Origin of the sequence: Sphingomonas taxi (assembly GCF_000764535.1) — a bacterium.
Lineage (GTDB): Bacteria > Pseudomonadota > Alphaproteobacteria > Sphingomonadales > Sphingomonadaceae > Sphingomonas > Sphingomonas taxi.
Map to the genome: position 1 here is coordinate 2,685,329 of NZ_CP009571.1, position 24,470 is coordinate 2,709,798.

The following is a 24,470-nucleotide window of genomic DNA, read 5'->3' on the forward strand; positions in this document are numbered from 1 at the left end:
ATTGCCCGATCAACACACGAGGGCTGCCATGACCCGCCTGCTGCTTTGTACCGCCCTGCTCGCGATGCCGCTCGCCGCCTGCGACCGTTCGGGCGAGGGCACGTCGGTGTCGATCAACGCCGACGGCGGCAACGTCCTCGGCGCGGTCGACGCCAAATCGGGTCAGGTCAAGATCGCCGTCCCCGGCTTCTCGGGCCAGATCAAGCTGCCCAGGATCCAGCTCGACGCCGACAATTTCGACCTCAACGGCGTCCACCTCTATCCCGGCTCGACGATCGACAAACTCGACGTCGCCGGCAAGGACGAGGCGGGCAGCCTGCGCGTCCGCTTCACCAGCCCCGCCCCCGCCGATCAGGTCCGCGGCTGGTTCCAGGACCGGCTCGGCAAGGCCGGCTTCACGCTCAAGCAGAACGGCGCCGGCCTCACCGGCACCACCGACGACCACCAGCCCTTCCGCCTCGACCTCGCCGACGACGCCGGCAAGGCGAAGGGCACGATCACGGTGGGCAGCTGACGCTTTATTCAATCCATCGCACGGGGATCGGGAGCGCTGAACAGGTCGAACCCTCTGTAAAAGCCACCACCACCGATAAATCAACGCAGTGCTCCTGCGAAAGCAGGAGCCCAGAGCCAAGCAAAACAACGCTCCATGGCGTTCGGGACTCCTGGGCTCCTGCTTTCGCAGGAGCACATGGCGAATTTCGCAGAAGTCTCGGTGACGATCGTGTTCCAACAGCGTTCCGGTCCGGCCTACGCCCCCCGCGCCGCCGCCAGTACCGCCGCGGCATGGCCCGGCACCTTCACCTTGCGCCACGCCTGCGCCAACCGGCCGTCGGCACCGAACAGGAAGGTCGCCCGCTCGATCCCCATATAGGTCTTGCCGTACATCTGCTTCTCGCCCCACACGCCGAACGCGTCGCAGGCGCTGCCGTCCTCGTCGCTCGCCAGACCGACGGTGAGATCATATTTGGCGATGAACTTGCCGTGCTTGCCGGGCGGGTCCTTGCTGATCCCGAGCACGCTCACGCCGGCCGCGGCGAAGTCTGCCGACAGTGCCGAAAAGTCTTGCGCCTCCCGCGTACACCCCGACGTATCGTCCTTGGGATAGAAATAGATCACCGCCGGCAGCGGCAGTTCGGCCAGCCGGATCGGCGAGCCGTCAGGGGCAATCACCGTCACCGCCGGGATGGTCGCGCCGTCATCCATCTGCATCTCCTGTCGTACCCGTCCATGCTGCCGCGACCTCCTGCCGCGTCGCATCGAAGGCGGCAAGCACCGCCGCCCAATCCGCCAACCGCAGCGCCCGCGCGATCAGCTCGCGCGTCGCCGGCGGCGGCGTGGCGGCGTCGGGCGCCACGAGCCGCAGCACGACGAGCAGGCGGGTCAGCAGATCGTTCGCCGCCGCCAGCCCCGCCGGCAGCAGCCCCGCGGCCACCAAAGCCTCGATCGCCGACCCGAGATGCGGGTCGAGCCCGGTGCGATGCCGCAGTTGCGTCAGATGGACGGTGAATTCCAGATCGACCAGCCCGCCCGGCAGCAGCTTGGCGTCGAGCGGCCCGGTCGGCGGCTTGTGCCGCGCCATCTCGGCGCGCATCGCCACCGCCTCGCCGGCAAGGTCGCGCGCCGGTCGCACGCCGGCGAGCACCTCGGCGACCACCGCCGCCGCCGCCGCCCGCCCCGCCGCCGACCCGAACACCGGCCGCGCGCGGGTCAGCGCCATATGCTCCCAGGTCCACGCCTCCTCGCGCTGGTAACGCGCGAACGAGTCGAGTGAGACCACCAGCGGCCCCTGCGTTCCCGACGGCCGCAGCCGCGTGTCGACCGGGTAGAGCGGCCCAGCCGCGGTCGGCACCGACAGCGCCGCGGTCACCCGCTGTGCCAGCCGATTGTAGTAGAGCGTCGCGCCGAGCGGCTTCGCGCCATCCGACTCCGCACTGAAATCGCCGGTGAACAGATAGACGAGGTCGAGGTCGCTGGCATGCGTCAGCGCGCCGCCGCCGAGCCGCCCGAAGGCGAGGATCAGCAATTCGCTGCCCGGCACCCGGCCATGCGCCTGTGCGAATTCGGCGACGGTCGCCTCGGCGAGCACCGCGATCGCCGCCTCGGCGAGCCGCGCATAGCCCGTCGCCGCATCGAGCGGATCGGCCGCCCCCGCCACCACCTGCGATCCCAGCGCGAAGCGTTTCTCGCCGACGATACGCCGGACATGGTCGAGCAGCGCCTGATAGTCTCGCCCCTCGCCGCGCGTCATCTCGGCGGCGAGCGTCGTCACCTCGCCGAGCGGCTCGAACGCGCCGGGATCGATCAGCCAGTCGATCAGCTCGGGTCGCGTCGACAGCGCCTCGGCGAGCGGCGCGGCGTGGCTGAGGATCGTCGCGAGCAGGCTCGCCAGGCCAGGCCGCGCTTCGAGCAACCGCAGGATGTTGATCGCGCTCGCCAGCCGTTCGAGCAACACGTCGAGCCGCAATAACGCCGCCGCCGGGTCGGGGGCGCCGGCGAGCGCGGGCATCAGCACCGGCAACACCGCTTCCAGCGCCGCGCGCGCCGCCGGGCTGCGCAGTGCCGGATAACGCCCGGCGCGCCAGCCGGCGATCCGCGCCGCCGCCGCCTCGCCATCGGGGAAGCCCGCCTCGTGCAGCCGCTCGGCGAGCGCCTGCGGGTCGTGCGGAAAGCCGGTCTCGCGCCCATCGTCGAGCGCGTCGTAGATGCGCCCCGCCTGCTCCACCGGGCCGCGCAGCAGGTCGATCAGCGCGCCGCCGTCGGCCAGTGCGTGCAACCGCGCCACCCGATCGAGCGCCTCGCCGGTCGGCAACGTGTGCGTCTGGCGATCGTCGATCATCTGGACGCGATGCTCGATCGTCCGCAGCAAGCTATAGGAGCCGGTCAGCGCCGCAGCTTGGTCCGCGCCGATCCACCCCGCCTCGGCGAGCCGGGCGAGCGCGTCGCGCGTCGCCGGCGCGCGCAACGCCGGGTCGCGGCCACCGTGGATGAGCTGGTGGATCTGCGCGAAGAACTCCGCCTCGCGGATGCCGCCGCGCCCGCGCTTGAGGTCGTAGCCGGGGCCGAACGCCTGCCCGCTCGCATAATGATCGCGGATGCGCCGCGACAGGTCGCGAATCTCGCCGATCGCGCCGAAATCGAGCCCGCGCCGCCAGACGAACGGCCGGATCGCGTCGAGAAAGTACCGGCCGAGTTCGAGATCGCCCGCCGCCGCGCGCGACCGGATGAACGCCGCGCGCTCCCAGGTCAGCGCCTGCGATTCGTAATAGCCGATCGCCCCGTCGACCGGCAGCGCGATCGGCGTCGCCTCGGGCGAGGGCCGCAGCCGCAGGTCGACGCGCAGCACATAGCCGTCGCCGTCGCGCGCCTGGAGCAATTCGACGACGCGCTTGGCGATCCGCACCGCCGCCTCTTCCGGCTCCTCGCGCGCCCGGTGCGGCAGCGTGCGCGGATCGAAGATCAGGATCGGATCGATGTCCGACGAATAATTGAGCTCGCGGCTGCCCTGCTTGCCGAGCGCGATCACCGCGAAGCCGCGCGGCTCGGCACCGGGGGTCCGCTCCTCGATCGCCGCGCGGATCGCGCGGTCAAGCGCGCGGTCGGCGAAGTCGCTCAGCGCCTGCGTCACCGCGGTGAGATCCATCACCCCGGCGAGGTCGCCGATCGCGACGGTCAGCGCCAGCGCCCGCCGGTCGAGCCGCAATTGCCGCGCCACCGCCATGTCGGGCGTCGCCGTCGTATAGTCCAGCTCGAACCGCCCCGCGGCGAGCCGCGCCGCCAGCGCCGGCTCGCGATCGAGCAACAGCGACAGGAAGGGCGCATGCGCGCGTGCGCGGTCGATTGCATCGGTGACGGCTGGCATCGGCATATCCTTTACGGGTGTCGCAACGTTTCCGTCGAACGATCGTTCTGACCGTCATGAACACCGCCATGCATACATCGCGAAAGGACCGCAGCGGCGACTACGTCGTCCGCCTTCCGCGGCCGGCGGACCCGCTGGGCCATGCGCTGCGCGGCGTGTTTGGCGAAACGCCGATGCCCGACGACATGCGCGCATTGCTCGAACGCCTCGAGCGCGTCACCCACTGATCGCGGGCGGGACGGTCGGTCCCACCGTCAAGAGACGCCAGCCCGTCGGCAGATAGTCCGTCGACATATAGAAATAGAAGGCGCAGCTGCCATCCGGCCGATAGCTGCCGCCCTTGAGGATGCCATAGGCGGTATCGCCGAGGAACACCGGGCTGCCGCTGTCGCCGCTCTTGCACACCGGCCCCGCCACCGTCGTCCAGGTCGGCAGGCAGGCACCGCCGCACAGGTCGCCGGCGGGGGCGAAGTCGGTCAGCTCGACCTGCGAGCAGCTGTATCCGGTCCGCTCGCCGCGATGGCAAACGATGTCGCCCGCGCGCATCCCCGCCCGCCCGCGCGCGCCGGTGACCGGCCGGCTGATCGTCTTGGCGGTATCGGCGAAGAACAGCGGCGCCAGCGGCGCAGCGCTGCTGTTGATCTGTACGTCCTGATACCCCCAGCCCCATTGCCCGACGAACGGCAGCGCCTGCTCGTGCCCGTCGGCATCGCGCCCGCTGAGCTCGTCCGGGCAATGCGCCGCGGTGGCGAGCCCGGTACGCAAGCCATCGGTGACGACGAAACCGGCGGTGCAGAGATAGCGATGCGTATCGCCCGGCACCTGTCCGACGACGCGCGCGCCGCCCTGGATGCCCCCCATGTCGAGCGCCGGCTGATCGACGACGCGCAGCCGCACCGGCACATGCGTCAGCGCCGCGAGCCGCTCGGCGAGCGGCGCCGCGCCCTCGCGCGCCACGTCGCGGCCCGAGACGACCGCAACCAGCTCGCCGCTACGCTGGTCGATGCCGAGCCCCGGCGGCGCGATCAGGCTGGCACGGATCGTCGCCTGATAGGCAGTGATCGCCTGCACCAGCCCGGTATGGCTGACCGCCGCGCCGGTGCGGAAGGTCACGCGCACCGGCATGCCGTCGAGATCGACGATCTGTTCGGCGACGGGGGCGTCGCCGGTCAGCGTCACGACGATCCCGAAGCCGGGGCGATGCTCGACCGCGATTCCCGTCAACCGATCGGCGAACCGATCGGCGATCGAATCGGTAACCGGCACGCTCGCCTCCTGCAAGCGAAGGTGGCGGATCGCCTCCTCGACCGTCACGCCGAGCCGCTCGGCCACCGCCGCCGCATCCTGCGCCCGCGCCGCCTCGGGCGACTGCACCGCCGCGGCGACGACGACCGGCGGCGGCGTGACGAGCACCTGCGCCGCCGCGGGACCGCCCGCCCCCAGCATCCACGCCCACAGCAAGACCCGCCGATATCGCCCCACAGCATCCTTGTAAGGCGACAAACTGGCGCGTCGATGAACGATCAGGAGCAGAGGACGCAAAACCTCACGGCTGCCAGTTCGGCCGATAACCCGGATCGAGGCGGCGATCGGTGAAATAGGCGGCGCTGATGAAGGCGAGGTGGGTGAGCGCCTGCGGGAAATTGCCGATCGGCTCGCCGCGCAGGTCGAGCTCTTCCGAGAACAGGCCGAGCGGGTTGGCGTAGGCGATGCCCTTGGCGAGGATCATCTGCGCCTCGTCGAGCCGGCCGGCGCGTGCGAGGCATTCGGCGTACCAGAAGGTGCAGGTGGTGAACGCGCCTTCCGTCCCCTCCAGCCCGTCGGCGTTGCGGTAGCGGTAGACGAGGCCGTCGTCGCGCAGATGCGTACCGATCGCGTCGAGCGTCTTGAGCCACACCGGATCGGTCGAGGAGACGAACCGCACCAGCGGCATCATCAGCAACGCCGCGTCGAGTTCGGTGCCGCCGCGGTCCTGGACGAAATAGCCGTGTTCCGGATGGCGGAAATTGCTCCAGATATCCTCGACGATGGCGTCGCGCGCCTCGCTCCACGCGACCAGCGGCGCGGGCAGCGAGCGCTTCTTGGCGAGCCGGATCGCGCGGTCGAGCGCCACCCAGCACATCAGCCGCGAATGGAGGAAGTGGCGCGGTGCCGAGCGCATCTCCCAGATGCCGGCATCGGGCTGGTCCCAATTGGCGATGACATAGTCGATGACGCCGCGAACGTGCTGCCAGCCGGCGTGATCGATCGCCGCGCCGTATTTGTTCGAGAGATAGACGCTGTCCATCAGCTCGCCGAAGATATCGAGCTGGCTCTGCGCGTGGGCGCCGTTGCCGATCCGCACCGGGCGGCTGTCGGCATAGCCGGCGAGATGCGGCAGCTCCTCCTCGTCCGCCGCCTCCGACCCGTCGATCGCATACATGATGCGGATCGGATGCGCGCGGTCGGCGGCCATTACCCGCTCGCCCGCCCAGCGGCGGAAATGCTCGGCTTCGTCGATGAAGCCCAGTCGCATGAAGGCGTAGACGGTGAACGAGGCGTCGCGGATCCAGGTCGCGCGATATTCCCAGTTGCGCCCCGCCCCCACCGCCTCGGGCAGCGAGAAGGTCGCCGCCGCCGCGATCGAACCGTGGCGGTTCGAGGTGAGCAGCTTGAGCGCCAGCGCCGAGCGCATCATCTCCTCGCGCCAGCGGCCGCGATAGCTCGTGCGCGACAGCCAGCCGCGCCAGGCGGTCGTCGTCGCGGCGATCTCGGCGGCGACGGTCGCATCGTCGGGACGCTCCAAAGCCTCCTCGCCGAACACGAACCACGCGCTCTCGCCCTCGCCGAGGGTGAAGCCTGCCTCCGCCACGCCCTCGCCGCAGATCAGCGGCACCGAGGCATGCAGGCGCAGCGTCAGGTCTCGTCCGACGAAGCACACGCCGCCGTCCGCCGCCACCACCTGCGGCACCTCGCGCGCATAATCGAACCGCGGGCGGCAGCGCGCCGCGAAGGCGACCGTGCCGCGCGTCACCGTGACGCGGCGGATCAGGCAGCGCGCGCGATGCTCGGGATGCACGCGCGCGTCCGGATGCGGCATCAGGTCGACGATCTCGACGCTGCCGCTCGTCGCCATCCAGCGCGTCGTCAGCACGTTGGTATCGGGCACGTAGATCTGGATCACCCGGGCGGCGTCGAGCGCCGGCCGGATCTCGAAGGCGCCGCCACGCTCGGCATCGAGCAGTTCGGCGAAGACGCTGGGGCTGTCGAGCGACGGCCAGCACAGATAGTCGATCGTCCCGTCCGCGGCGACCAGGGCCGCGGTCTCCATGTCGCCGATGATGCCGTGATCGCCGATGCGCCGGTGTGGCCCGACCCGCGCTTCATCCATTGTCGCGGAATTCGGGATAGAGCGACATGCCGCCATCGACGAACACGGTGGTGCCGGTGACGTAATCCGCCGCGTCCGAGGCGAGCCACACCGCGGCGCGCGCGACGTCCTCGGGCTCGCCGATCCGGCCATAGGGGATCAGCTTCAGCAATTTGGTCAGCGCCGCCTCCGTCTCCCACGCCTCCTTGTTGATCGGCGTGCGGATCGCGCCGGGCGCGATCGCGTTGACGCGGATGCCGTCGGCCGCGACCTCCTGCGCCAGCGTGCGCGTCAGCATCCGCACCCCGCCCTTCGCCGCGGCGTAATTGACGTGGCCGGCCCAGGGGATCAGCTCGTGCACCGAGCTCATCGCGATGATCGTGCCGGCGCTGCGCGCGGGCCGGCCGTCCCGCGGCTGGGCGCGGAAGCGCCGGACCGCCTCGCGCGCGCAGAGGAACTGGCCGGTCAGGTTGATGTCGATGACGGTGTTCCAATCGGCGAGCGTCAGGTCGGCGACCGGTGCGTCCTTCTGCACGCCCGAATTGGAGACGAGCACGTCGACCCGCCCGAACGCCGCCACCGCGGCGTCGAACAGGCGGGTGACGTCCGGCTCCTGCGATACGTCGGCCTGCACCGCGATCGCCTTGCCGCCGGCCCCGGTGATCCGCTGCGCCAGCGTTTCGGCGCTCTCCTCGTCGGAGCGATAGTTGACGACGACCGCGGCGCCGGCGTCGGCGAGCCCCGCCGCGACGGCATGGCCGATTCCGGAGCTGGCGCCGGTAACGATGGCAGTATGACCTGCAAGGACGGACAAGGACGCATCTCCAATGACTTCACGTCGCACCTGAACGGTCGAGCGCGTCAGGGGATGCGTGTCAGTCGATCGGGTCGCCGTAGAACAGCCCGCGTCCGTCGGTCCCGACATAGACGCGGCCGGCACGGCGCGGGTCGCCGGCGACGACGCGATAGCGCCCGCCCCAACGATGCGTCGCGTCGTCGATCCGCCGCCATGACGCACCGCGGTCGGTCGACCGCCAGATGCCGCGCACGTCATCGCGGCTGCCGATCGCGAACACCGCATCCTTGCCTAGCCCGTACAGCTCGATCGCCAGTCCGCCGCTCGCCGGAACGAACGACACGCCGGCGTCCTCGCTGCAGAACAGCGCGGCGCCGACCTGCAACCACAGCCGCCCCGCCGCGTCGGGCGCGGCGACGAGCGCGCTTTGCGATTCACGGTTGCGCGCCTGCGCCGCGGTGAGGTCGCGCGGCAGGCCGCGCCCCGCCACCGGCGCGAAGCTCGCGCCGGCGTCGCGCGACACCAGCAACCGGCCACCCGTCGCGTCGACCGCGTAGAAGACCGCCGGATCGACCTTGTCGGACACCGCCCGCGTCCGCGGCGGCAGGCCGCGCACCGGCGACCACGTCCGGCCGCGATCGCGCGTCACCTGCGGCACGCGTGCGGCGACGACTATCGTCGCGCCGTCCGCGGAGACGGTGATCGGCGTCTCGCCGTTGAGATCGTCGCGCGCCGGCGGGTTGCCCTGCGGCGGCAGGCGCAGCGGCGTCCAGTGGCGGCCGCCATCCTCCGACCGGGCGAGGCTCGCGTCGCGGGGACGGTCGAGATACAGGCTGCCGCTGCGTACGATCACGGCCGGTGCCTTGCCGGCATAATCGAGCATGTTGGTGTTGGAGAGATACGGGTTGGCGAAGGTCGGCTGCGGCGAACGGTCGAGATCGTCGTGGACGAAGCCGGCGAGATCGCCGAACCCCGACACGACCGGCGCGCCGCCGGTCGGCGAGATCATCGTGATCACCGCGGTCTGTTCGATCCCGCGCACCCACGGCGCCCAATCCACCGTATTGCGCGTCGGCAGGCGCTGCGCCGCATAGACGGTCGCGCCGGTGGTATAGGCGATATGGCCGGCATCGAACGGGTCGATCGCCAGGCCCGAGATCCAATGGCCGAAATCGGCGCCCTTGCCCTCGTGCAGCAGGAACGGCGTCGCCGACACGTCGCGGCGGCTGCGCGCGCCGACATCGTCCCAATGCAGACCGTCGTCGCGGCTCAGCCACAGCGAATCGCCGGCGCGATAGCGATCGATCGTCGACACCGCGACGGTGCCCGGCGCCGACCGCGCCACCGCGACGCCGAGAAACCCGCCCTCGGCCCCTGCCGCACGCCACGCCGGCGGCGTGACGTCGCGGCCATGGCCTCGCGCGTCGTAGCGCCAGACCGCGCCGGTCTTGACGTCGCTCGGACCGATGCCGCTGGCGAAGCCGACCCACAGCACGCCCCGAGCATCGACCACGCCCTTGGCCGCGAACAGCGCCGGTCCCGCCACCGCGGTCCAATGCACGCCGCCATCGTCGGAACGATACAGCGCCGGCCCGCCCGGATCGGCGATCCCCGCCCAGATACGCTGCGACGCGCCCGCCTTGCCGCTGGTCGGGTCGATCGCGACGAAGGATACGCCGCCGTGGCTGGTGCGGCGCTCGGGCCGGCCGAGCCCCTTGTGCGGAAAGCCCGCGACCGGCGTCCAGCTCTGCCCCGCATCGTGGCTCTGCCACAGGCCGTCGTGGCGCGATCCGAAGAACAGCCGGCGATGATCGTTGGGATCGACCGCCAGCCGCTCGCCGAGGCCCCGCCCCGGCTCGTTGCCGCCCATGGCGAACGGCACCGGCACCACCCGCCACGTCCGCCCGCGGTCGCCCGAGCGCAGGATCGCCGCGGGGGCGCCGGCATTCATCCCCGCCGCCATATAGACGACGTCCGCGTCGACGGGATCGGCCGCGATGCTCTCGATCCCCATATAGCTGGAAACGGCATTGCCATCCTGCAGCGGCACCCAGCGCGCCGCCGCCGCGTCCCAGCGATAGCCGCCGCCCATGTCGGTGCGCAGATAGGCGAGCCCGCGCTCGACCGGGCTGAACACGATATTGGGCGCATACCCCCCCGCCCCGACGGTGACGTTGGTCCAGCGATACGGCACCGCCTGTTGCGCGGGTGATGCCGCGGGCGTGGCGAGCACCGCCAGCATCACGAGCAGCGTTCGCCAAGACCCCCGCCGTTTGCCCTGAGCCTGTCGAAGGGCCTGAGTCTCACCGTGCTTCGACACGCTCGGCACGAACGGAGCGGATTGGCGCAACCCGCTCAATTCCTCGACACCACCGGTTCCAGCGTCGCCAGCACCACGTCGTTGCTGCGCATCGGCAGCCGCAGCGTATAGCCGCCGTCACGACCGACCTGAACGACGCGTGCGATCTCCGGCCTGTCGGTGGTCAGCGCCTGCAATTCGGCGATCTGCGCCGGCGTCAGCGTCTTGGGCGAGCCCATCGCCAGATAGCGCGAATGCGCGTCGTTCTTCTGATAGCCGGTCCGGCGCACCGTCACCCGATAGCGCCCCGGCGCGAGATGCGTCAGCCGCAAGTCCGCCGCCGCCGCCGGCGTCGCGGGCAGCATTTTGGTGAAGAACGGGCGGTTGCTCAGCGTCTGCTTGGGCTGCTGCCAGTTCCACACCAGGACGTTGGTCCGCCCGCCCTCGCTCGTCGCCAGTGCCTGCGCGTCGGCGAGCGCGATCTCCGGCCCGCGCAGCGCGTGGAGATATTTGTACGCGAACCACGCCGGCTTGCGGATACCCTCGCGGTTCATCAGCCCGAAGCCGCCGTGGAACGGCGTCGGCGGCGGCCCGGCTTCCTCGAACAGGTCGCTATAGGTCCAGTAGCTCATCCCTTGCGCGATCCCGCGCGTGGCCAGCAATTTGTTCAGGATATAGGGCGCGCTGACATAGGAATCGTGCACCGGATCGCGCGGATTGTAGCTCGCGCTCCATTCGGTGAAGAACAGCGGCAGGCCGGGAAACTTCGACGCCGCGATCTCCGCGCGGACGCGGCGGACGTCGCCGACGATCGCATCGGGATTGGTCGACAGGCGATTGTCGTCCTCGCCGCGCTCGTCGAGGAAGCCGCCGTCGACGCCATAGGTATGCGTCGACACGAAATCGATCGGCACCTTGCGCGCCGCGGCATAGTCGAGCAGCTCGGGCACCCACGCCGCCCCCGCGGTTGCCGGCCCGCCGACGCGCAGGGCCGGGTCGATCGCCTTGATCGTCCGCGCGCTCGATTCGTACAGGCTGAGATAGGCCGCCTTGTCGCCCTTCTCCCAGAAGCCGGCGAGATTGGGCTCGTTCCACACCTCGAAATACCAGCTGCGCACCTCCTCGGCGCCGTAGCGCTGGCGCAGGTGGCGGACATAGGCGTCGATCAGCCTGGCCCAGCCCTCCGCCTGCGGATGCGACGTATTGCCCTTCCAGTAGAAGATCGTCTGGTTCGAGGTCTTGAGCGCGTCCGGCGTGAAGCCAAGCTCGACGAACGGCTTGATCTTGCGCGCGAGCAAGGCGTCGTAGAGCTGGTCGATCTTCGTCCAGTCGTAGACGACCTTGCCGTCGCGCACCTTCACCGTGCCGAGCGCATCGGTGAACACGTCGTGGAAGCGTACGTAGCGGAAGCCCAGTTCGCGCACCGCGGTATCGAGCTGCGCGAGGCTGTCCGGCCGGATCAGCGTGCCCGCGAAGTCCGATCCCACCGACAGGTCGAAGGCGCGATCGATCGGCGCGGCCGCACGCGCGACATCGACGTTGATCACCCGTACCGGCTCGGACGCAGGCGCCGCGGACGCTGCCGCGGCCAGACAGAGCAGCGCACCGGCGCCGAAACGGAACGGGAGCGGAGTCATGGCGGTCCTTCGGATCGGAGATGGCAGACGCCCCGCCCGCCGGTCGGCGAGCGGGGCGCTGGGTTACTAGAAAGCGAGGCTGATCCCGGTCGAGATGCGGCGATCGCTCTGGAACCAGCTGCGGCCGTACAGCTTGCCGCCCGGATAGCCGCCCATCAGCGTGCGCTGCGTCGCACCGAGGATATTGGTGAACTGGACACCGAAGGAGAAATTGTCGGTGACCTTGAACCGCGCCCCGCCGTCGACCGTGCCATAGGCATCGCCATAGACCGGCAGCGCGATCTGGATCGCCTGCCCGGTCGGTCCCGGTGTGGCGTAATAGGTATAGGTCGGGTTGGTACCGTTGCTGTTGGTCGTCTGCAGGTAGCGCGAGCGCCACGAATAAGCGACGCGGAACGACACCGCCTGCTTCTCGTAGAGCAGCGTGACGTTGGCATTGTGCTTCGACAGGCCGATCAGCGGCGCATCGTTGCGGGTGACGCCGTTGATGTCGCGATACAGATCGCCCGGGTTCTTGCTGTCGATGAACGTATAGTTCGCCTCGAAGCCGAGACCCGACAGCACGCCCGGCAGCATGTCGAGGAACGCACGCCCGCCGACCTCGACGCCCTTCACCGTCGCCGCCTTGGTGGCGTTGATGTAATCGGTCGCCGCCGCATTGACGTTCTCGCTGGTGCCGTCGGTGAAGACCACGGTCACCTGCCGCTGGGTCAGCGAATAGATCGGCAGATCGGTCAGTCGCTTGTAGAACGGCGCGAGGTGGAAGGCGGTGCCCGGCCGCGCATAATATTCGAGCGAAATGTCGAAGTTGTTCGACATCGTCGGCTTCAGCAACGGATTGCCCGTATCCGCGGTGAAGTTGGTGAAGAAGTTGGGCAGACTGCTGCCGCCGTTGACGTTGCCGGGATTGCTCGTCGTCGCGACGCCGATGCTGCCCGACGCACGCAGCGCGTTGAACGTCGGCAGATCCATGGTGATATTGTAACCGCCGCGGATCTTGATCTTCTCGTTCGGCGCATAGTCGACGTTGATCGACGGCAACCAGCGGGTGAACTCCGCCTTGCCGCCACGGGCAAGGAACGTCTGCCCCAGCGTCTGCGTCTGGCCGTTGCGGATGAAGGTATTGGCGTTCTGCTGGATGTAGCCGCTACCCTCGTTCTGGATATTGACGACGCGGACGCCGACGTTGCCCGAGATGCCGCCCTCAGGCCGGCCGAAGCGCGCCAGCGCATAGGCCGCCTTGGTGATCGTCTTGTTGTCGACCTGGTCGCCCGGCAGCACGAAACCGACCGGACGGATGCCCGACGCACCGCCGTAGCCGCTGCCGGCAGGGAGCGGACCCGCGACCGAGCAGTCGAACTGCGCGGCGGCGGGACAGAAGCCCGCCGGCGGCGATGCCACCAGCCCGGTGCGGTTGGCGACATAGCGCTTCGCCAGATCCTCGCTTGCGAACATCAGATTGCCCGGCAGCACCGTTTCGCCGCGGAAAAAGTCCTTGAACGCGTGATAGGTCGTGTCACCCGGTGCCGCATTGGCATAGGTCAGCTGCGGGTCGCCGTTCCAGCCGCGGCCCAGCGCGCTCCAATTGTAGCCGTTGCCGAGGTCGCGCTCGGTCCGCTCCGCCGCGCGCGCGCCGACCTTGATCGCCTTCAGGAAGCTGTCGTCGAACGAATATTCGGCGTCGAGATTGGCCGAGTCGAGCCGGCCCTTGTTGCGCTCGTTATGCGGCATCGACGCCGACCAGAAATAGCTTGCCGGATTGGCGAAGCCCGCCTGCGCGGCGGCGGTCGTGGTGATCTGCGGCAGGTCGCCGGTCAGGTCCATGCCGAAACCGGTGCCGAAGCTGACGTCGCGGAAGATGTCCAGCCGGTCGTAGATCTGACGTGAGTCAACGCGCTGCAACGCGCCCTTCAGCGACAGGTGGCTGTCGGTCGGGGCATAGTTGAACGCCAGCGAATAGTCGCGGGTGCGCGTGTTGCTGTCGACGAAGCCCTTGTTGCCAGAACTGGTGATGTTGCTGGCGCTGGGGAGGAACGTATTATTGTCGCGGTTGAATAGCGAGCTGGTCTTGGTCAGTACGCCGTTGCTGTCGAAGCTGCTGCTCGCGGGATCGACCGCCAGCGTCTGCGAGCTGACCTGCGCGCCGTAGTCGCTCGACTGGCTCTTGTAGCGCGACTGGAAGAAGGTGCCGCTGAACGTCAGATCGTCGGTCGGCGCCCACTGCACCGCGCCGTAGATGCCGTAGCGGCGATACTGGAACGCCTCGTCGCCGTAGGTGAAACCGCCGGGAACGTAATAGTCCTTGCCGCTGATGTTCGTCTTGAAATACGGCTCGGTGCGGATGAACTGCGACAGCGAGCTGAACTGGCTGTACGCCACGTCGGCGAGCACGCCGATCTTGCCGATCGGCGTGTCGAACGTCTTGGTCGCGAGCACCGAGGCGACCGGATCGGCCTTCTGCGCCATGTCGCCCATGCCGAGTTCGCCGGTCGCGGCCATGTGGAACTTGCCGTTGAAGTCGAACGGCATCTTGGTGCGCAGGTCGATCTGCCCGCCGGTGCCGCCCTCGATCAGATCGGCCGTGGACGCCTTGTAGACGTCGACCGCGGCCATCAGCTCGGGGGTGACGTCGCTCCACAGGATCGCGCGACCGTTGTTGGCGCTGAAGATCTCGCGGCCGTTGAGGCGCGAGGCGACGCCGGTCAGGCCGCGCACCTGCACGCCCGAGCCTTGCACCGAGAAGTGATCGGGATCGCCGAGCGCCGCGAAGCGCACGATCGATACGCCGGAGACGCGCTGCAACACTTCCGTGATGCTATTGTCTGGCAATTTGCCGGCCTCGTCGGCGACCACCGAGTCGATGATCGTCTCGCTGCGGCGCTTGCGCTCGTCGGCGGCCTGGAGCGCGGCACGACGACCGGTGACGACGATCTCGTCGCCCGACGGCTGGTCCGCGGGTACCTGATCGGCGGTGGTCGCGGTGCTGGTGAGGTCGCCCGCGGTGGTCGCCGCCTGGCCCGTCGCCTGTGGGATCGCACTCGTATCCGCCTGCGCCAGCCCTTCGGCGAACGCTGGCGATGCGAGCGCAATCATGCCGAGCGCAAGGCTCGAGACACCCGCACGCAGCGCAGCGTTAAAAGCCGGACGCTTGGCGTCCGTGGTCACGATCCTGGTCATCCCCATCCTCTCCGGCGCCCCACCCGGCGCAAAACTGAATCTCACGCTTTATGGTAGCGCTAGCATTTTCATTAGTGGATTTCGATCTTAGCGGCAATGTCAGACTTAGAACCGTCACGAAATGGGCCCGTTATGTGACTATGATGTAACACCTTTCATTCGCCCAACCCGGCTATTGCTATTCACTTGCAACAGCAGCGCTGGCCGCTAAGAGGCTGGCAACGATCAGGGAGTAGAGAATGACGGCGTTCATCGCGTTGATGGCGGCAAGCGTGGTAGCGGCACCGGTGAGCGATACGGGCGCTGCCGATCCGCAGCGCAGCAGCGACGACATCATCGTCACCGGCCAGCGCAGCGAAGGCAGCGACGATTACGGCGTCAAGGCCCAGCGTACCGCGACCCGCCTGCCGCTAAGCCAGCGCGAGACGCCGCAATCGGTCAGCGTCGTCACCCGCGCGCAGATCGAGGATTTCCAGCTCAACGACGTCAACGCGTTGCTCGCGACCGTCCCTGGCGTCAACGTCTTCGCCGGCGAGACCGACCGCGTCTATTATTCGGCGCGCGGCTTCGACATCCAGACCTTCCAGATCGACGGGATCGGCCAGCCCTTTTCGTTCGGCATCCAGACCGGGTCGATCGACACCGCGATGTACGACCGGGTCGAGGTGGTGCGCGGCGCGCCGGGGCTGCTGTCGCCGACCGGCAACCCTTCGGCGGTGATCAACTTCATCCGCAAGCGCCCGTATCATGAGCTCAAGGTCTCGGCGAGCGCGCAATATGGCTCGTTCGACAGCAAGCGGATCGACGGCGACGTCAGCGTACCCCTCACCGCCGACGGCAGCATCCGCGCGCGTGCGGTCGGCGCGCTGCTCGACACCGACAGCTATATCGACCGTTACAGCCTGCGCCGCTGGACCGGCTATGGCATCGTCGAGGCCGATCTAGGCGCCAACACCGTGATCAGCGCCGGTTACGGCCATCAGGACCATCAGAGCCGCGGCGCGATGTGGGGCGCGATCCCGCTCTATTATACCGATGGCTCGCGCATCGATTTCGCGCGCTCCGCCAATTATGCGCCACGCTGGTCGGGCTGGAACGTCATCGACCGCCAGATCTTCGGCGACCTCACGCATGATTTCGGCAACGGCTGGACCGGCAAGCTGTCGGTGCTGCGCAAGGCGACCAGCGAGAACGACACGCTCTTCTACGTCTATGGCAATCCGGTTCGCGGTGCGCCGGGCGGCATCGACCGGAGCAACCCCGCCGAGGTCAAGGGCATCCAGAGCTACCCCGGCGCCTTCAAGGGCGAGGCGCGCAACCTGACGCTCGACGCCTATATCGGTGGCCCGGTATCGGTCGGCGGCCGGCAGCACGACGTCATGGTCGGGGTGATGCGCGGGGCCGAACGCTATCGGCAATATTCAAGCTATGATTACAGCCAGGTCGGCTTGTTCCTGCCGCTCGACACCTTCTTCGACGGCAATTTCCCGAAGACGACCTTCCCCACGCCCTACGACCTCAGTCTCGACCAGCATACGCAGCGCGAGACGGTCTATGGCCTCGTCCGCCTCAACCTCGCCGATCCGTTCAAGGTGATGCTGGGCGGTAATTACACGCATGCGACCAGCCAGGGCGTATCCTATCTGGTGCCCACCAATTTCGATGACCGGCGCTTCCTGCCGTTCGTCGGCGCGACCTACGACCTGACGCCGACGATCAGCGCCTATGCGAGCTATGCGACGATCTTCAATCCGCAGACCGAGTTCGACGCACAGAACCGGCTGCTCGCACCGATCACCGGCGACAATCTCGAAGCGGGGCTGAAGGGCGCGTGGTTCGGCGGCCGCTTCAACGCCAGCGCCGCGATCTTCCAGGCGCGTCAGAACAACACCGCAGAGGCCGCCGGCTTCGACACCGCGCTCGGCCGCACCATCTACCGCGGCGTCGACGCCAAGTCGCAGGGCATCGAGGTCGAGGTCGGCGGCCAGCCCGCCGCGGGCGTACAGGTGACCGGCGGCTTCACCGTGATGCGCGTGCGCGGCGAGAATGACGAACCGGTCCGCACCTTCGTGCCGCGCAACACCGGCCGCCTCAACCTGTCCTACACGCCGCAGGGCCTGAAGGCGCTCAAGCTCGGCGCGTCGGTACAATATCAGGGGCGCTTCTATTTCGAGCCCGGCACGGTGTCGTCGACCACCGGCCAGCCGATCCGCATCACCCAAAGCAACGTCGCGACGGTCGATCTGTTCGGCCGCTACGCGCTCACCGAGAATGTCGCGATCAGCGCCAATCTGCAGAACGTCACCAACGCCAAATATCTCACCGCGCTGACCTTCGACCAGAGCCGCTACGCCGCACCGCGCGCGATCCTCGGCACGATCAGCCTGCGCTATTGAGCGACGGGGCGCAGGCGGACGATGGCACCGCCTGCGCCCCCGGACGTTTTCCCCGGCACAGCCAAAGGAGATGTCCATTGCCCGATGACAATCACGACAAGCCCGTTCTCTACATTCCCGACAGCCCCAATGTCGGTGCCGCCGATCCCGACGGCGACCCTGACGATCCCAAGCGTGCGGCCAAGGATCAGGCGCGCGCCGACGATCTCGCCGCCAAGGTGGCGATCGGCGACGAATTGTCCGGCTATGAGAAGGTCGCCGGCCGCGGCATCGCCCGCGACTGACCGTCTGGCGCGGCGCCTCAGCGCCGCGCTACCCGCAACACGGTATAGCCGGCGATCCCCGACAGCAGCGAACCGATCAGCACGCCGAGCTTCGCCTCGGTCTGCAGCAGCGGCGCGTCGGGAAAGGCGAGCAGCGTGATGAAGATACTCATCGTAAAGCCGATCCCGCACAGCAAGGCGACGCCGAAGAGCTGACCCCGCCCGGCATGCGCGGGCATGTCGGCGAGGCCGAGCCGGATCGCCAGCATCGCGCAGCCGAACACGCCGGCGACCTTGCCGATCACCAGCCCGACCATCACCCCGAGCGTCACCGGCGCCGCCAGCGCCCCCGCGGGCAGGTCGAGCAGCGGCACCGCGGCATTGGCCAGCGCGAAAACCGGCACCACCAGAAACGCCACCGGCCGTTGCAGCGCATGTTCGAGCCGGTGCAGCGGGCTGGGATCATCCGCGTCGGACCGTCCCCGGGTGCGCCGCATCGGGATGGTCAGCGCCAGCACCACCCCCGCCAGCGTCGCATGCACGCCCGAGCGCAGCACGAACAGCCAGAGGATCACACCGATCGCCAGATAAACCGACAGCCGCTGCACCCCGCAGCGGTTGCAGCCGACCAGCAGCGCGACCGCCACCGCCGCGCCGGCGAGGTCGGGCCACGACAGGCCGGCGGTATAGAAGATCGCGATGATCAGCACCGCGCCGAGATCGTCGAGGATCGCCAGCGCCGCCAGGAACACGCGCAGCGACGCCGGCACGCGCGCGCCGAGCAGCGCGATGACGCCCAGGGCGAAGGCGATGTCGGTCGCCGCCGGGATCGCCCAGCCCGACGCGGTCGGTCCGCGATTGACCGCGAGGAACAGCAAGGCGGGCACGATCATCCCGCCTGCCGCGGCAACCCCGGGCAGCATGCGGCGCGGCCAGGTCGACAATTGCCCGTCGACCATCTCGCGCTTGATCTCCAGCCCGACGAGCAGGAAGAAGACGGTCATCACCCCGTCGTTGATCCAATGGCCGAGCGACAGCGGGCCGATGCCGGCATGCAGCAGCGTGGCATAGCCCGGCCCGAGCGGCGAATTGGCGATGGCCAGCGCGATGACCGCTGCCGCCATCAGCACCAGCCCGGCGGAGGATTGCGCGGCGAGGAAGGCCCGGATCGCGCTGGTCCGTGCACGGTTGCTGTGAGTCATGCGATCATCGTCCGGATACGGGCGGCAGGCCCGCCCGACGCAAAACCCTGCCTGCTTCTTGCCCGGCCCGCCGCCGGCACCAAGCCGAATGTGACGATGATGAGGTGGAAGTTCCGATGCCGTGGCACCGGGAGGCCGAAGTGGCTCTATCCGATCCCTCTGGGGTGGAGGAATGCTGCCGGATAGAGCCAAATCAGGATGGTGGGCGTGGCAAGGATTGAACTTGCGACCCCTGCGATGTCAACACAGTGCTCTACCACTGAGCTACACGCCCGCCGGAGGTGCGCCATTAGCCGGGCTTTTCCGGCCTGGCAAGCGGTCAATTCAATCCGGTGGCACTTCCCGTCTCGAAAACGCGATCGACCTCGGCGACGAGGTCGCGCAGGTGGAACGGCTTGGACAGCACGCGCGCGTTGGGCATCTCGCGCCCCGCCTTCAGCGTCACCGCGGCGAAGCCGGTGATGAACATCACGCGCAGCCCCGGCACCAGCTCGGCGGCGCGGCGGGCGAGTTCGATGCCGTCCATCTCGGGCATGACGATATCGGTCAGCAGCAGGTCGAACGATTCGCTCTCCAGCAACGGGATCGCCGCCGTGCCGCGGTCCACCGCCGCCACCGCATAGCCGGCGCGCTCCAGCGCGCGGGTGAGATATTCGCGCATGACTTGATCGTCTTCGGCCAGCAGGATTCGGATCATCGCCTTGTCGGTCTCCATTCGCGCGCCGTCCTATGATCCGCAGTTGTGAAGATTTCCAGCGCGCCGAACGCGGGAACGCGGTAGGACGTGCCATAGATGGACGCATCGTTCGATACGATCGGCGGGTTGGACCGCGACGGTGCGCCGCTCAGCCCGGTGGTCCTGTCCGTGCCGCATGCCGGTCGCGACTATCCGGCGGCGCTGCTCGGCGCGCTGCGGCTGCCGGCGACCGCGCTGACCATCCTCGAGGATCGCTTCGTCGACGCGGTCGCGCAGGGTGCGCGGACGCAAGAGACGATGCTGGTCCAGCGCCGCGCACGCGCCTGGATCGACCTCAACCGCGGCGAGGGCGAACGCGACCCGCGCGTCGACGAGGGCGTCCGCCCGCACGGCCAGCCGGCGCCCTCCGCCAAGGTGCGCAGCGGCCTGGGCCTGGTACCGCGCCGCGCCGGGGCGGCGGGCGATCTGTGGCGGCGTCGGTTCAGCGGAAAAGAGGTCGCCGCACGGATCGAGCAGGATTATCGCCCCTATCATGCCGCGCTCGCCGCCGCGCTCGCCGCGGCGCAGGCGCGGTTCGGCGTCGCGGTGCTGCTCGACGTGCATTCGATGCCGCCGCTCGGCGATCATGCCCGCATCGTGCTCGGCGACCGCTTCGGCCATGCCGCGGCACACCGCTTCGTCGCGCGGCTGGAGGCGGCCGCGGCGCAGGCCGGCGTGCGCACCGCGCTCAACACGCCATATGCGGGCGGCCATATCCTCGAACGCCACGCCGCCCCCGCCCGCGGCATCCACGCCATCCAGATCGAGTTCGACCGCACGCTCTATCTCGATGCCGCGCTCGATCGTCCCGGTGCCGGCCTGCCCGCGGTCGTCGCGCTGCTCCAGCAGATGATCGCCGCGGCGGCGGACGAGGCGCTGACCGGCGACGGGATCGCACTGGCGGCGGAGTGACATAAAAAAACCACCCCGTGCATGAAGCACGGAGTGGCCAAGGTTCAGGGAGGAGACACACTGAAAGTGTGTCATACGGGCCCGCGAAAGGGGGGACACGAGCGCCGTACTTTCATAAAATAGTCGAGCGCCCGATTGGTTCAACCCCCGGCCCGCCAGCCGTTCTTTTTTTCCGTCCGGTTCTTTTACTTGCCCAGCACGGGCGCGATCCGGACGAGGACCGAATCGCGCAGCAGCAGATGGTGGCGCAGCGCCGCGGCGACGTGCAGCACGACCAGCGCGAGCATCAGCCAGCCAAGCAGCCCGTGCGCGTCATGGCCCAGATCGGCGGCGCGGCTGCCGACCGGCAGCAGCGGCACGTCGAACACTCCGAACCAGCTCAGCGGCCGCTGCGGCCCGGGGCCGGGGCCGGAGACCATCATCCAGCCGGTCAGCGGCATCGCCACCATCAGCAGGTACAGCGTCCAATGCGTGGCGTGCGCGACGCCCTTCTCCCACGCCGGCGTCCCCGCGGGCAGCGCCGGCGGACGATGCGTCAGCCGCCACGCGACGCGGCCGGCGGTCAGGACCAGCACGGTGATGCCGATCGCCTTGTGCGCCCCCATCAGCGCGCGCAGCGCCGGGATGCCGTCGTGGCCGATACCGATGATCAGATTGGCGACGACCAGCACCGCGATCGTCCAGTGGAAGGCGATCGCCACCCGCGAATAGCGTTCGCCATCGATCCGGTTCGTCATAGAGTCCAACCCCCTGCTAGCGGCGGGAACACTCGACCGGCGCGCACGACGGGTCAAGCCATGGCGATGGCCCGGATACGACACGGGCGGGACTCGCGTCGTGCGACCCCGCCCGTGCGATCGGTATGGAAGGAAGGATCAGCCGAACTGCGGCTGCGGCACCTTGTTCTGCTGCGCCTGGCGCGCGAAGATCTCGCGCATCAGCGACAGCGAGAAGAGATGCGCGTAGAGCAGCGGCAGCATGCCCGATTGCGACATCTTGCGCAGCTGGTCGCCACGCAGCCCGGCCAGCTTCTCTTCGTTGATCATCTGGAAGCCGCGATAGACGAACGGCTGCTGATTCTCGTCGATCTGGATGGTGACCTCGCCGTCCATCAGCAATTCCTGCTCGCGCAGCTCGTTCATGAACGCCTGGGTGCGGGCACCGGCCTGTTCGAACTGTTCGGCGAAGTCGAGGATCGCCTTGGTCACCTGGCTCGGCTGGCCGTTCTCGAACAAAGGCTCGCCGTCGTCATAGGCGCCGAGCGCCTCCGAGGTCGGGTCGAAGCACAGCGACAGCTCCTCGGCGTCGGGACGCAGCCGCGCGAGCATATAGGGATAGCGGCGGACATAGGCCGGAACGTAGAAATTGGTCTCGGTCAGCTTGCCGTCGTCGCCCATGAAGACGTTGACGCCTTCGTTGAGGCCCATCAGCGCAAGCGGGATGGCGTCGTCGCCGACCGAGAAGACGATCGGCATGTGACGCTGCACCAGCGGGAATTCGTCGGTGGTGATCGGAATCGCATGCTGGCCGACGAGGAACGGCGCGCTGTCCTGCTGGCGGACACGCCAATCGGCATGCGTCTCGCTCGAGAGCGGCTCGAGGCCGTTGTAGAACAAAGGAAGCGGCGCACTGGCCATGGGAACTCTCTCCGTGGTGGATAGTTTGCGGCGCAGCCGCTCGCTGGCCGCTGCTCTATTGGGCCGCAGCCGAGGGTGCAAGCGCCACGAGCTTGCCCGGGTTGAGGATGCCGAGCGGGTCCATCGCCGCCTTGACCGCGCGCAGCGCCGTCAGCCGCGCCGGCGACGACAGCCGTTCCAGCTCGGCCAGCTTCATCTGGCCGATGCCGTGCTCGGCGGCGATCGAGCCCCCCGCCGCGATCACCAGATCGTCGACGAAGCGCGTCACCACCGGCACGTGCTCGCCATACCAAAGCGCGGGATCGGTTCCCGGCGCCGCGCGCACGTGGAAATGGACGTTGCCGTCGCCAAGATGGCCGAAGCCGCTCGCATGCGTCCCGGGGAAGCGCGCCTCGCACGCCGCCGCCGCCTCGATCATGAAGCGCGGCATCGCGTCGACCGGTACCGACAGATCGTGCTGCGACGCCGGGCCGAGCGCCCGCTCGGAATCGGAGATCGATTCGCGGATCCGCCAGAAGTCCGCCGCCTGCGTCGCGGTCGCCGCCAGCGTCGCATCGACGATCAGCCCGTCCGCGAGCGCCTCGCCGAGCAGCCGCTCCATCAGCGCGTCGCCGGACGGATCGGTATGCTCGATCAGCAGATGCCAAGCCGCCTCCGCCGCCACCGGTGCGCGCAGGCTCGGCACGTAAGCGAGCACCGCGGCGAGCGATTCACGCGGCAGGATCTCGAAACTCTCCAGCGCCTCGGTCGCCGCCTGGAAGCGGCGCAGCAGCGTCAGCGCCGCCTGCGGATCGCGCACCGCCGCCCAGGCGGTCGCGAGCGCCGCCGGCACCGGCACCAGCCGCAGCGTCGCCGCGGTGACCACCCCCAGCGTCCCCTCCGCCCCGACCAGCAATTGCGTCAGATCGTAGCCGCGATTGTCCTTCTTGAGCGGCGCCAGCCCGTCGTGCACGCTGCCGTCGGCGAGCACGACCTCGACGCCGGCGACCAGCCCGCGCATCGATCCGAAGCGCAGCACCTGCGTGCCGCCGGCATTGGTCGAGACGAGCCCGCCGATCGTCGCATTGCCCTTGGCGCCGAGCGTCAGCGGAAAGCGCCGGTCGACGGCGAGCGCGGCGTCGTGCAGGTCGGACAGGATCACCCCCGCCTCCGCCACCGCCAGCCCCGCCGCGGCATCGACGCGGCGGATCGCATTCATCCGCCGCAACGACAGGATCAGCGCCGAGCCGTCGGCAGGCGGCGTCGCCCCGCCGACCATCGAACTGTTGCCGCCCTGCGGCACCAGCGCCACGCGATGCCGCGCGGCGGCAGCGACGACGGCGGCGACCTCGGCGGTCGAGGCGGGCGCGAGGATCGCCGGCGCCGCGCCGTGGAAGCGCCGCCGCCAGTCGACCAGCCACGGCGCGATCGCGGCGGGATCGGTGACGATCCCCTTGCGTCCCAATACGGGAACGAGCGCGTCGAGCATGGCGGTCTGCGCGGGTGTCATGCCGCGTCCGCTAGGCCAAGTTCATCGCCTGTTCAACGATCCGGACTAAGGGGCGGGGTCTGACATGCTGCATCCCGCATTTCCCATCCTGCTGATCGCCGTCGCGGCGCCCGCCGCCGCCGCGCTCGGCGGCGGCGCGGGCCAGCGCGACGGCACGCTGCTCGCGCAGATGACGATCCACGAGCGCGTCATCATCCGCCTGCCGCGGATGGGCGCGGCGCGCGCCGCCATTCCCGCGCCGGTCCGCTACAAGGAGAAGAAGGGGCCGAAATGCGTCGCCGCCGCCGACCTCGGCGGCGCGCTGATCCAGACCCCCGGCGCGGTCGATCTGGTGATGAACGGCGGCAAGCGGCTGCGCGCGCGGCTCGACAAGGATTGCGGCCCGCTCGATTATTACGGCGGCTTCTACCTGCGCCCCGCCGCCGACGGCCAGGTCTGCGCCGGCCGCGACGTGATCCGCATGCGCTCCGGCGCGAGCTGCGGCATCGCGACGTTCAAGACATTGGTCCCGGCGAAGTAACCAGCGACGTTCGGCAAGGATGGGAGACCCCCCCCCCCGAATTCGTCATCCCGGCGAACGCCGGGACCCATGGTTACGCGACGCTGCTGGAGGCGTGCCACCGCGAAGGTCCCGCACCCATGGATCCCGGCCTGCGCCGGGATGACGAAGAGGAGAGCGGCCAGCCTCCGACGACTACCCCCCTTCGCGTCTTCG

General features: G+C 69.0%; 19 protein-coding genes and 1 tRNA gene. 6 read left to right on the plus strand and 14 right to left on the minus strand.

What is annotated here, in order from left to right; translation table 11 throughout:
* Window positions 1-28: 28 nt before the first annotated feature.
* Window positions 29-514 carry a hypothetical protein gene (locus MC45_RS12290; protein ID WP_038663593.1) on the plus strand — a complete coding sequence of 162 codons (486 nt, stop codon included), beginning with the start codon at window positions 29-31 and terminating at the stop codon, window positions 512-514.
* Window positions 515-750: 236 nt separating this feature from the next.
* Here the strand turns inward: MC45_RS12290 and MC45_RS12295 are convergent, their stop codons facing one another.
* Together MC45_RS12295 and MC45_RS12300 are read right to left on the minus strand one after the other, a co-directional pair.
* The gene (locus MC45_RS12295; protein WP_038663596.1) at window positions 751-1,206 is read right to left on the minus strand and encodes a peroxiredoxin; all 456 of its coding nucleotides are present in this window, start codon (window positions 1,204-1,206) and stop codon (window positions 751-753) included.
* Window positions 1,199-3,868 carry a bifunctional [glutamine synthetase] adenylyltransferase/[glutamine synthetase]-adenylyl-L-tyrosine phosphorylase gene (locus tag MC45_RS12300; RefSeq protein WP_038663599.1) on the minus strand — a complete coding sequence of 890 codons (2,670 nt, stop codon included), beginning with the start codon at window positions 3,866-3,868 and terminating at the stop codon, window positions 1,199-1,201. The genes MC45_RS12295 and MC45_RS12300 overlap by 8 nt, the downstream gene beginning before the upstream one ends.
* A gap of 11 nt (window positions 3,869-3,879) precedes the next feature.
* Here MC45_RS12300 and MC45_RS19585 point away from each other — a divergent pair, with 11 nt between their 5' ends.
* A complete protein-coding gene (locus tag MC45_RS19585) occupies window positions 3,880-4,089 on the plus strand; it encodes a hypothetical protein (RefSeq protein ID WP_169742501.1) in 210 nt (69 codons plus the stop codon).
* Here the strand turns inward: MC45_RS19585 and MC45_RS12305 are convergent.
* From MC45_RS12305 to MC45_RS12330, 6 genes are all read right to left on the minus strand, one after another.
* A complete protein-coding gene (locus tag MC45_RS12305) occupies window positions 4,079-5,323 on the minus strand; it encodes a S1 family peptidase (RefSeq protein WP_245640718.1) in 1,245 nt (414 codons plus the stop codon). The two genes, MC45_RS19585 and MC45_RS12305, sit on opposite strands and share 11 nt — an antisense overlap.
* Before the next feature lie 85 nt (window positions 5,324-5,408).
* Complete coding sequence (locus MC45_RS12310) at window positions 5,409-7,232, minus strand: glycoside hydrolase family 15 protein (RefSeq protein ID WP_038663602.1); 1,824 nt, start codon at window positions 7,230-7,232, stop codon at window positions 5,409-5,411.
* A complete protein-coding gene (locus MC45_RS12315; protein ID WP_038663604.1) occupies window positions 7,225-8,025 on the minus strand; it encodes a glucose 1-dehydrogenase in 801 nt (266 codons plus the stop codon). The genes MC45_RS12310 and MC45_RS12315 overlap by 8 nt, the downstream gene beginning before the upstream one ends.
* A 61-nt stretch (window positions 8,026-8,086) precedes the next feature.
* On the minus strand, window positions 8,087-10,249 hold the full coding sequence (locus MC45_RS12320; protein ID WP_081974430.1) for a WD40/YVTN/BNR-like repeat-containing protein: 2,163 nt from the start codon (window positions 10,247-10,249) through the stop codon (window positions 8,087-8,089).
* Between the two features lie 113 nt (window positions 10,250-10,362).
* Window positions 10,363-11,943, minus strand: a complete 1,581-nt coding sequence (locus MC45_RS12325) for a GH39 family glycosyl hydrolase (RefSeq protein WP_038663607.1) — start codon at window positions 11,941-11,943, stop codon at window positions 10,363-10,365.
* A gap of 66 nt (window positions 11,944-12,009) precedes the next feature.
* Complete coding sequence (locus MC45_RS12330; protein WP_169742551.1) at window positions 12,010-15,036, minus strand: TonB-dependent receptor; 3,027 nt, start codon at window positions 15,034-15,036, stop codon at window positions 12,010-12,012.
* Between the two features lie 323 nt (window positions 15,037-15,359).
* Here MC45_RS12330 and MC45_RS12335 point away from each other — a divergent pair, with 323 nt between their 5' ends.
* Both MC45_RS12335 and MC45_RS12340 read left to right on the plus strand, forming a co-directional pair.
* Window positions 15,360-17,516 carry a TonB-dependent siderophore receptor gene (locus MC45_RS12335; RefSeq protein ID WP_052075648.1) on the plus strand — a complete coding sequence of 719 codons (2,157 nt, stop codon included), beginning with the start codon at window positions 15,360-15,362 and terminating at the stop codon, window positions 17,514-17,516.
* A gap of 77 nt (window positions 17,517-17,593) precedes the next feature.
* A complete protein-coding gene (locus MC45_RS12340) occupies window positions 17,594-17,800 on the plus strand; it encodes a hypothetical protein (protein WP_038663613.1) in 207 nt (68 codons plus the stop codon).
* Between the two features lie 17 nt (window positions 17,801-17,817).
* Here MC45_RS12340 and nhaA read toward each other — a convergent pair whose 3' ends face one another.
* From nhaA to cpdR, 3 genes are all read right to left on the minus strand, one after another.
* Window positions 17,818-18,981: a Na+/H+ antiporter NhaA gene (gene nhaA, locus MC45_RS12345; RefSeq protein WP_038663616.1), complete on the minus strand. Its 1,164-nt coding sequence runs from the start codon at window positions 18,979-18,981 to the stop codon at window positions 17,818-17,820.
* Window positions 18,982-19,180: 199 nt separating this feature from the next.
* Window positions 19,181-19,255: transfer RNA gene (locus MC45_RS12350), tRNA-Val, on the minus strand.
* A gap of 45 nt (window positions 19,256-19,300) precedes the next feature.
* On the minus strand, window positions 19,301-19,678 hold the full coding sequence (gene cpdR, locus MC45_RS12355) for a cell cycle two-component system response regulator CpdR (RefSeq protein WP_038667273.1): 378 nt from the start codon (window positions 19,676-19,678) through the stop codon (window positions 19,301-19,303).
* 96 nt (window positions 19,679-19,774) lie between these two features.
* On the opposite strand from cpdR, the gene MC45_RS12360 reads away from it, so the two are divergent.
* Window positions 19,775-20,629, plus strand: coding sequence for an N-formylglutamate amidohydrolase (locus MC45_RS12360; protein WP_052075649.1), 855 nt, complete (start codon window positions 19,775-19,777; stop codon window positions 20,627-20,629).
* A gap of 185 nt (window positions 20,630-20,814) precedes the next feature.
* On the opposite strand, the gene MC45_RS12365 is transcribed toward MC45_RS12360, so the two are convergent.
* From MC45_RS12365 to MC45_RS12375, 3 genes are all read right to left on the minus strand, one after another.
* Entirely contained in the window at window positions 20,815-21,366 is a 552-nt protein-coding gene (locus tag MC45_RS12365; RefSeq protein ID WP_038663619.1) for a cytochrome b, read from the minus strand.
* Window positions 21,367-21,504: 138 nt separating this feature from the next.
* A complete protein-coding gene (locus MC45_RS12370; RefSeq protein WP_038663622.1) occupies window positions 21,505-22,266 on the minus strand; it encodes a SapC family protein in 762 nt (253 codons plus the stop codon).
* A gap of 55 nt (window positions 22,267-22,321) precedes the next feature.
* Window positions 22,322-23,755, minus strand: a complete 1,434-nt coding sequence (locus MC45_RS12375; protein ID WP_038663625.1) for an FAD-binding oxidoreductase — start codon at window positions 23,753-23,755, stop codon at window positions 22,322-22,324.
* Between the two features lie 64 nt (window positions 23,756-23,819).
* Between MC45_RS12375 and MC45_RS12380 the strand changes: the two genes are divergently transcribed.
* Window positions 23,820-24,275: a hypothetical protein gene (locus MC45_RS12380; RefSeq protein WP_038663628.1), complete on the plus strand. Its 456-nt coding sequence runs from the start codon at window positions 23,820-23,822 to the stop codon at window positions 24,273-24,275.
* Window positions 24,276-24,470 lie beyond the last annotated feature (195 nt).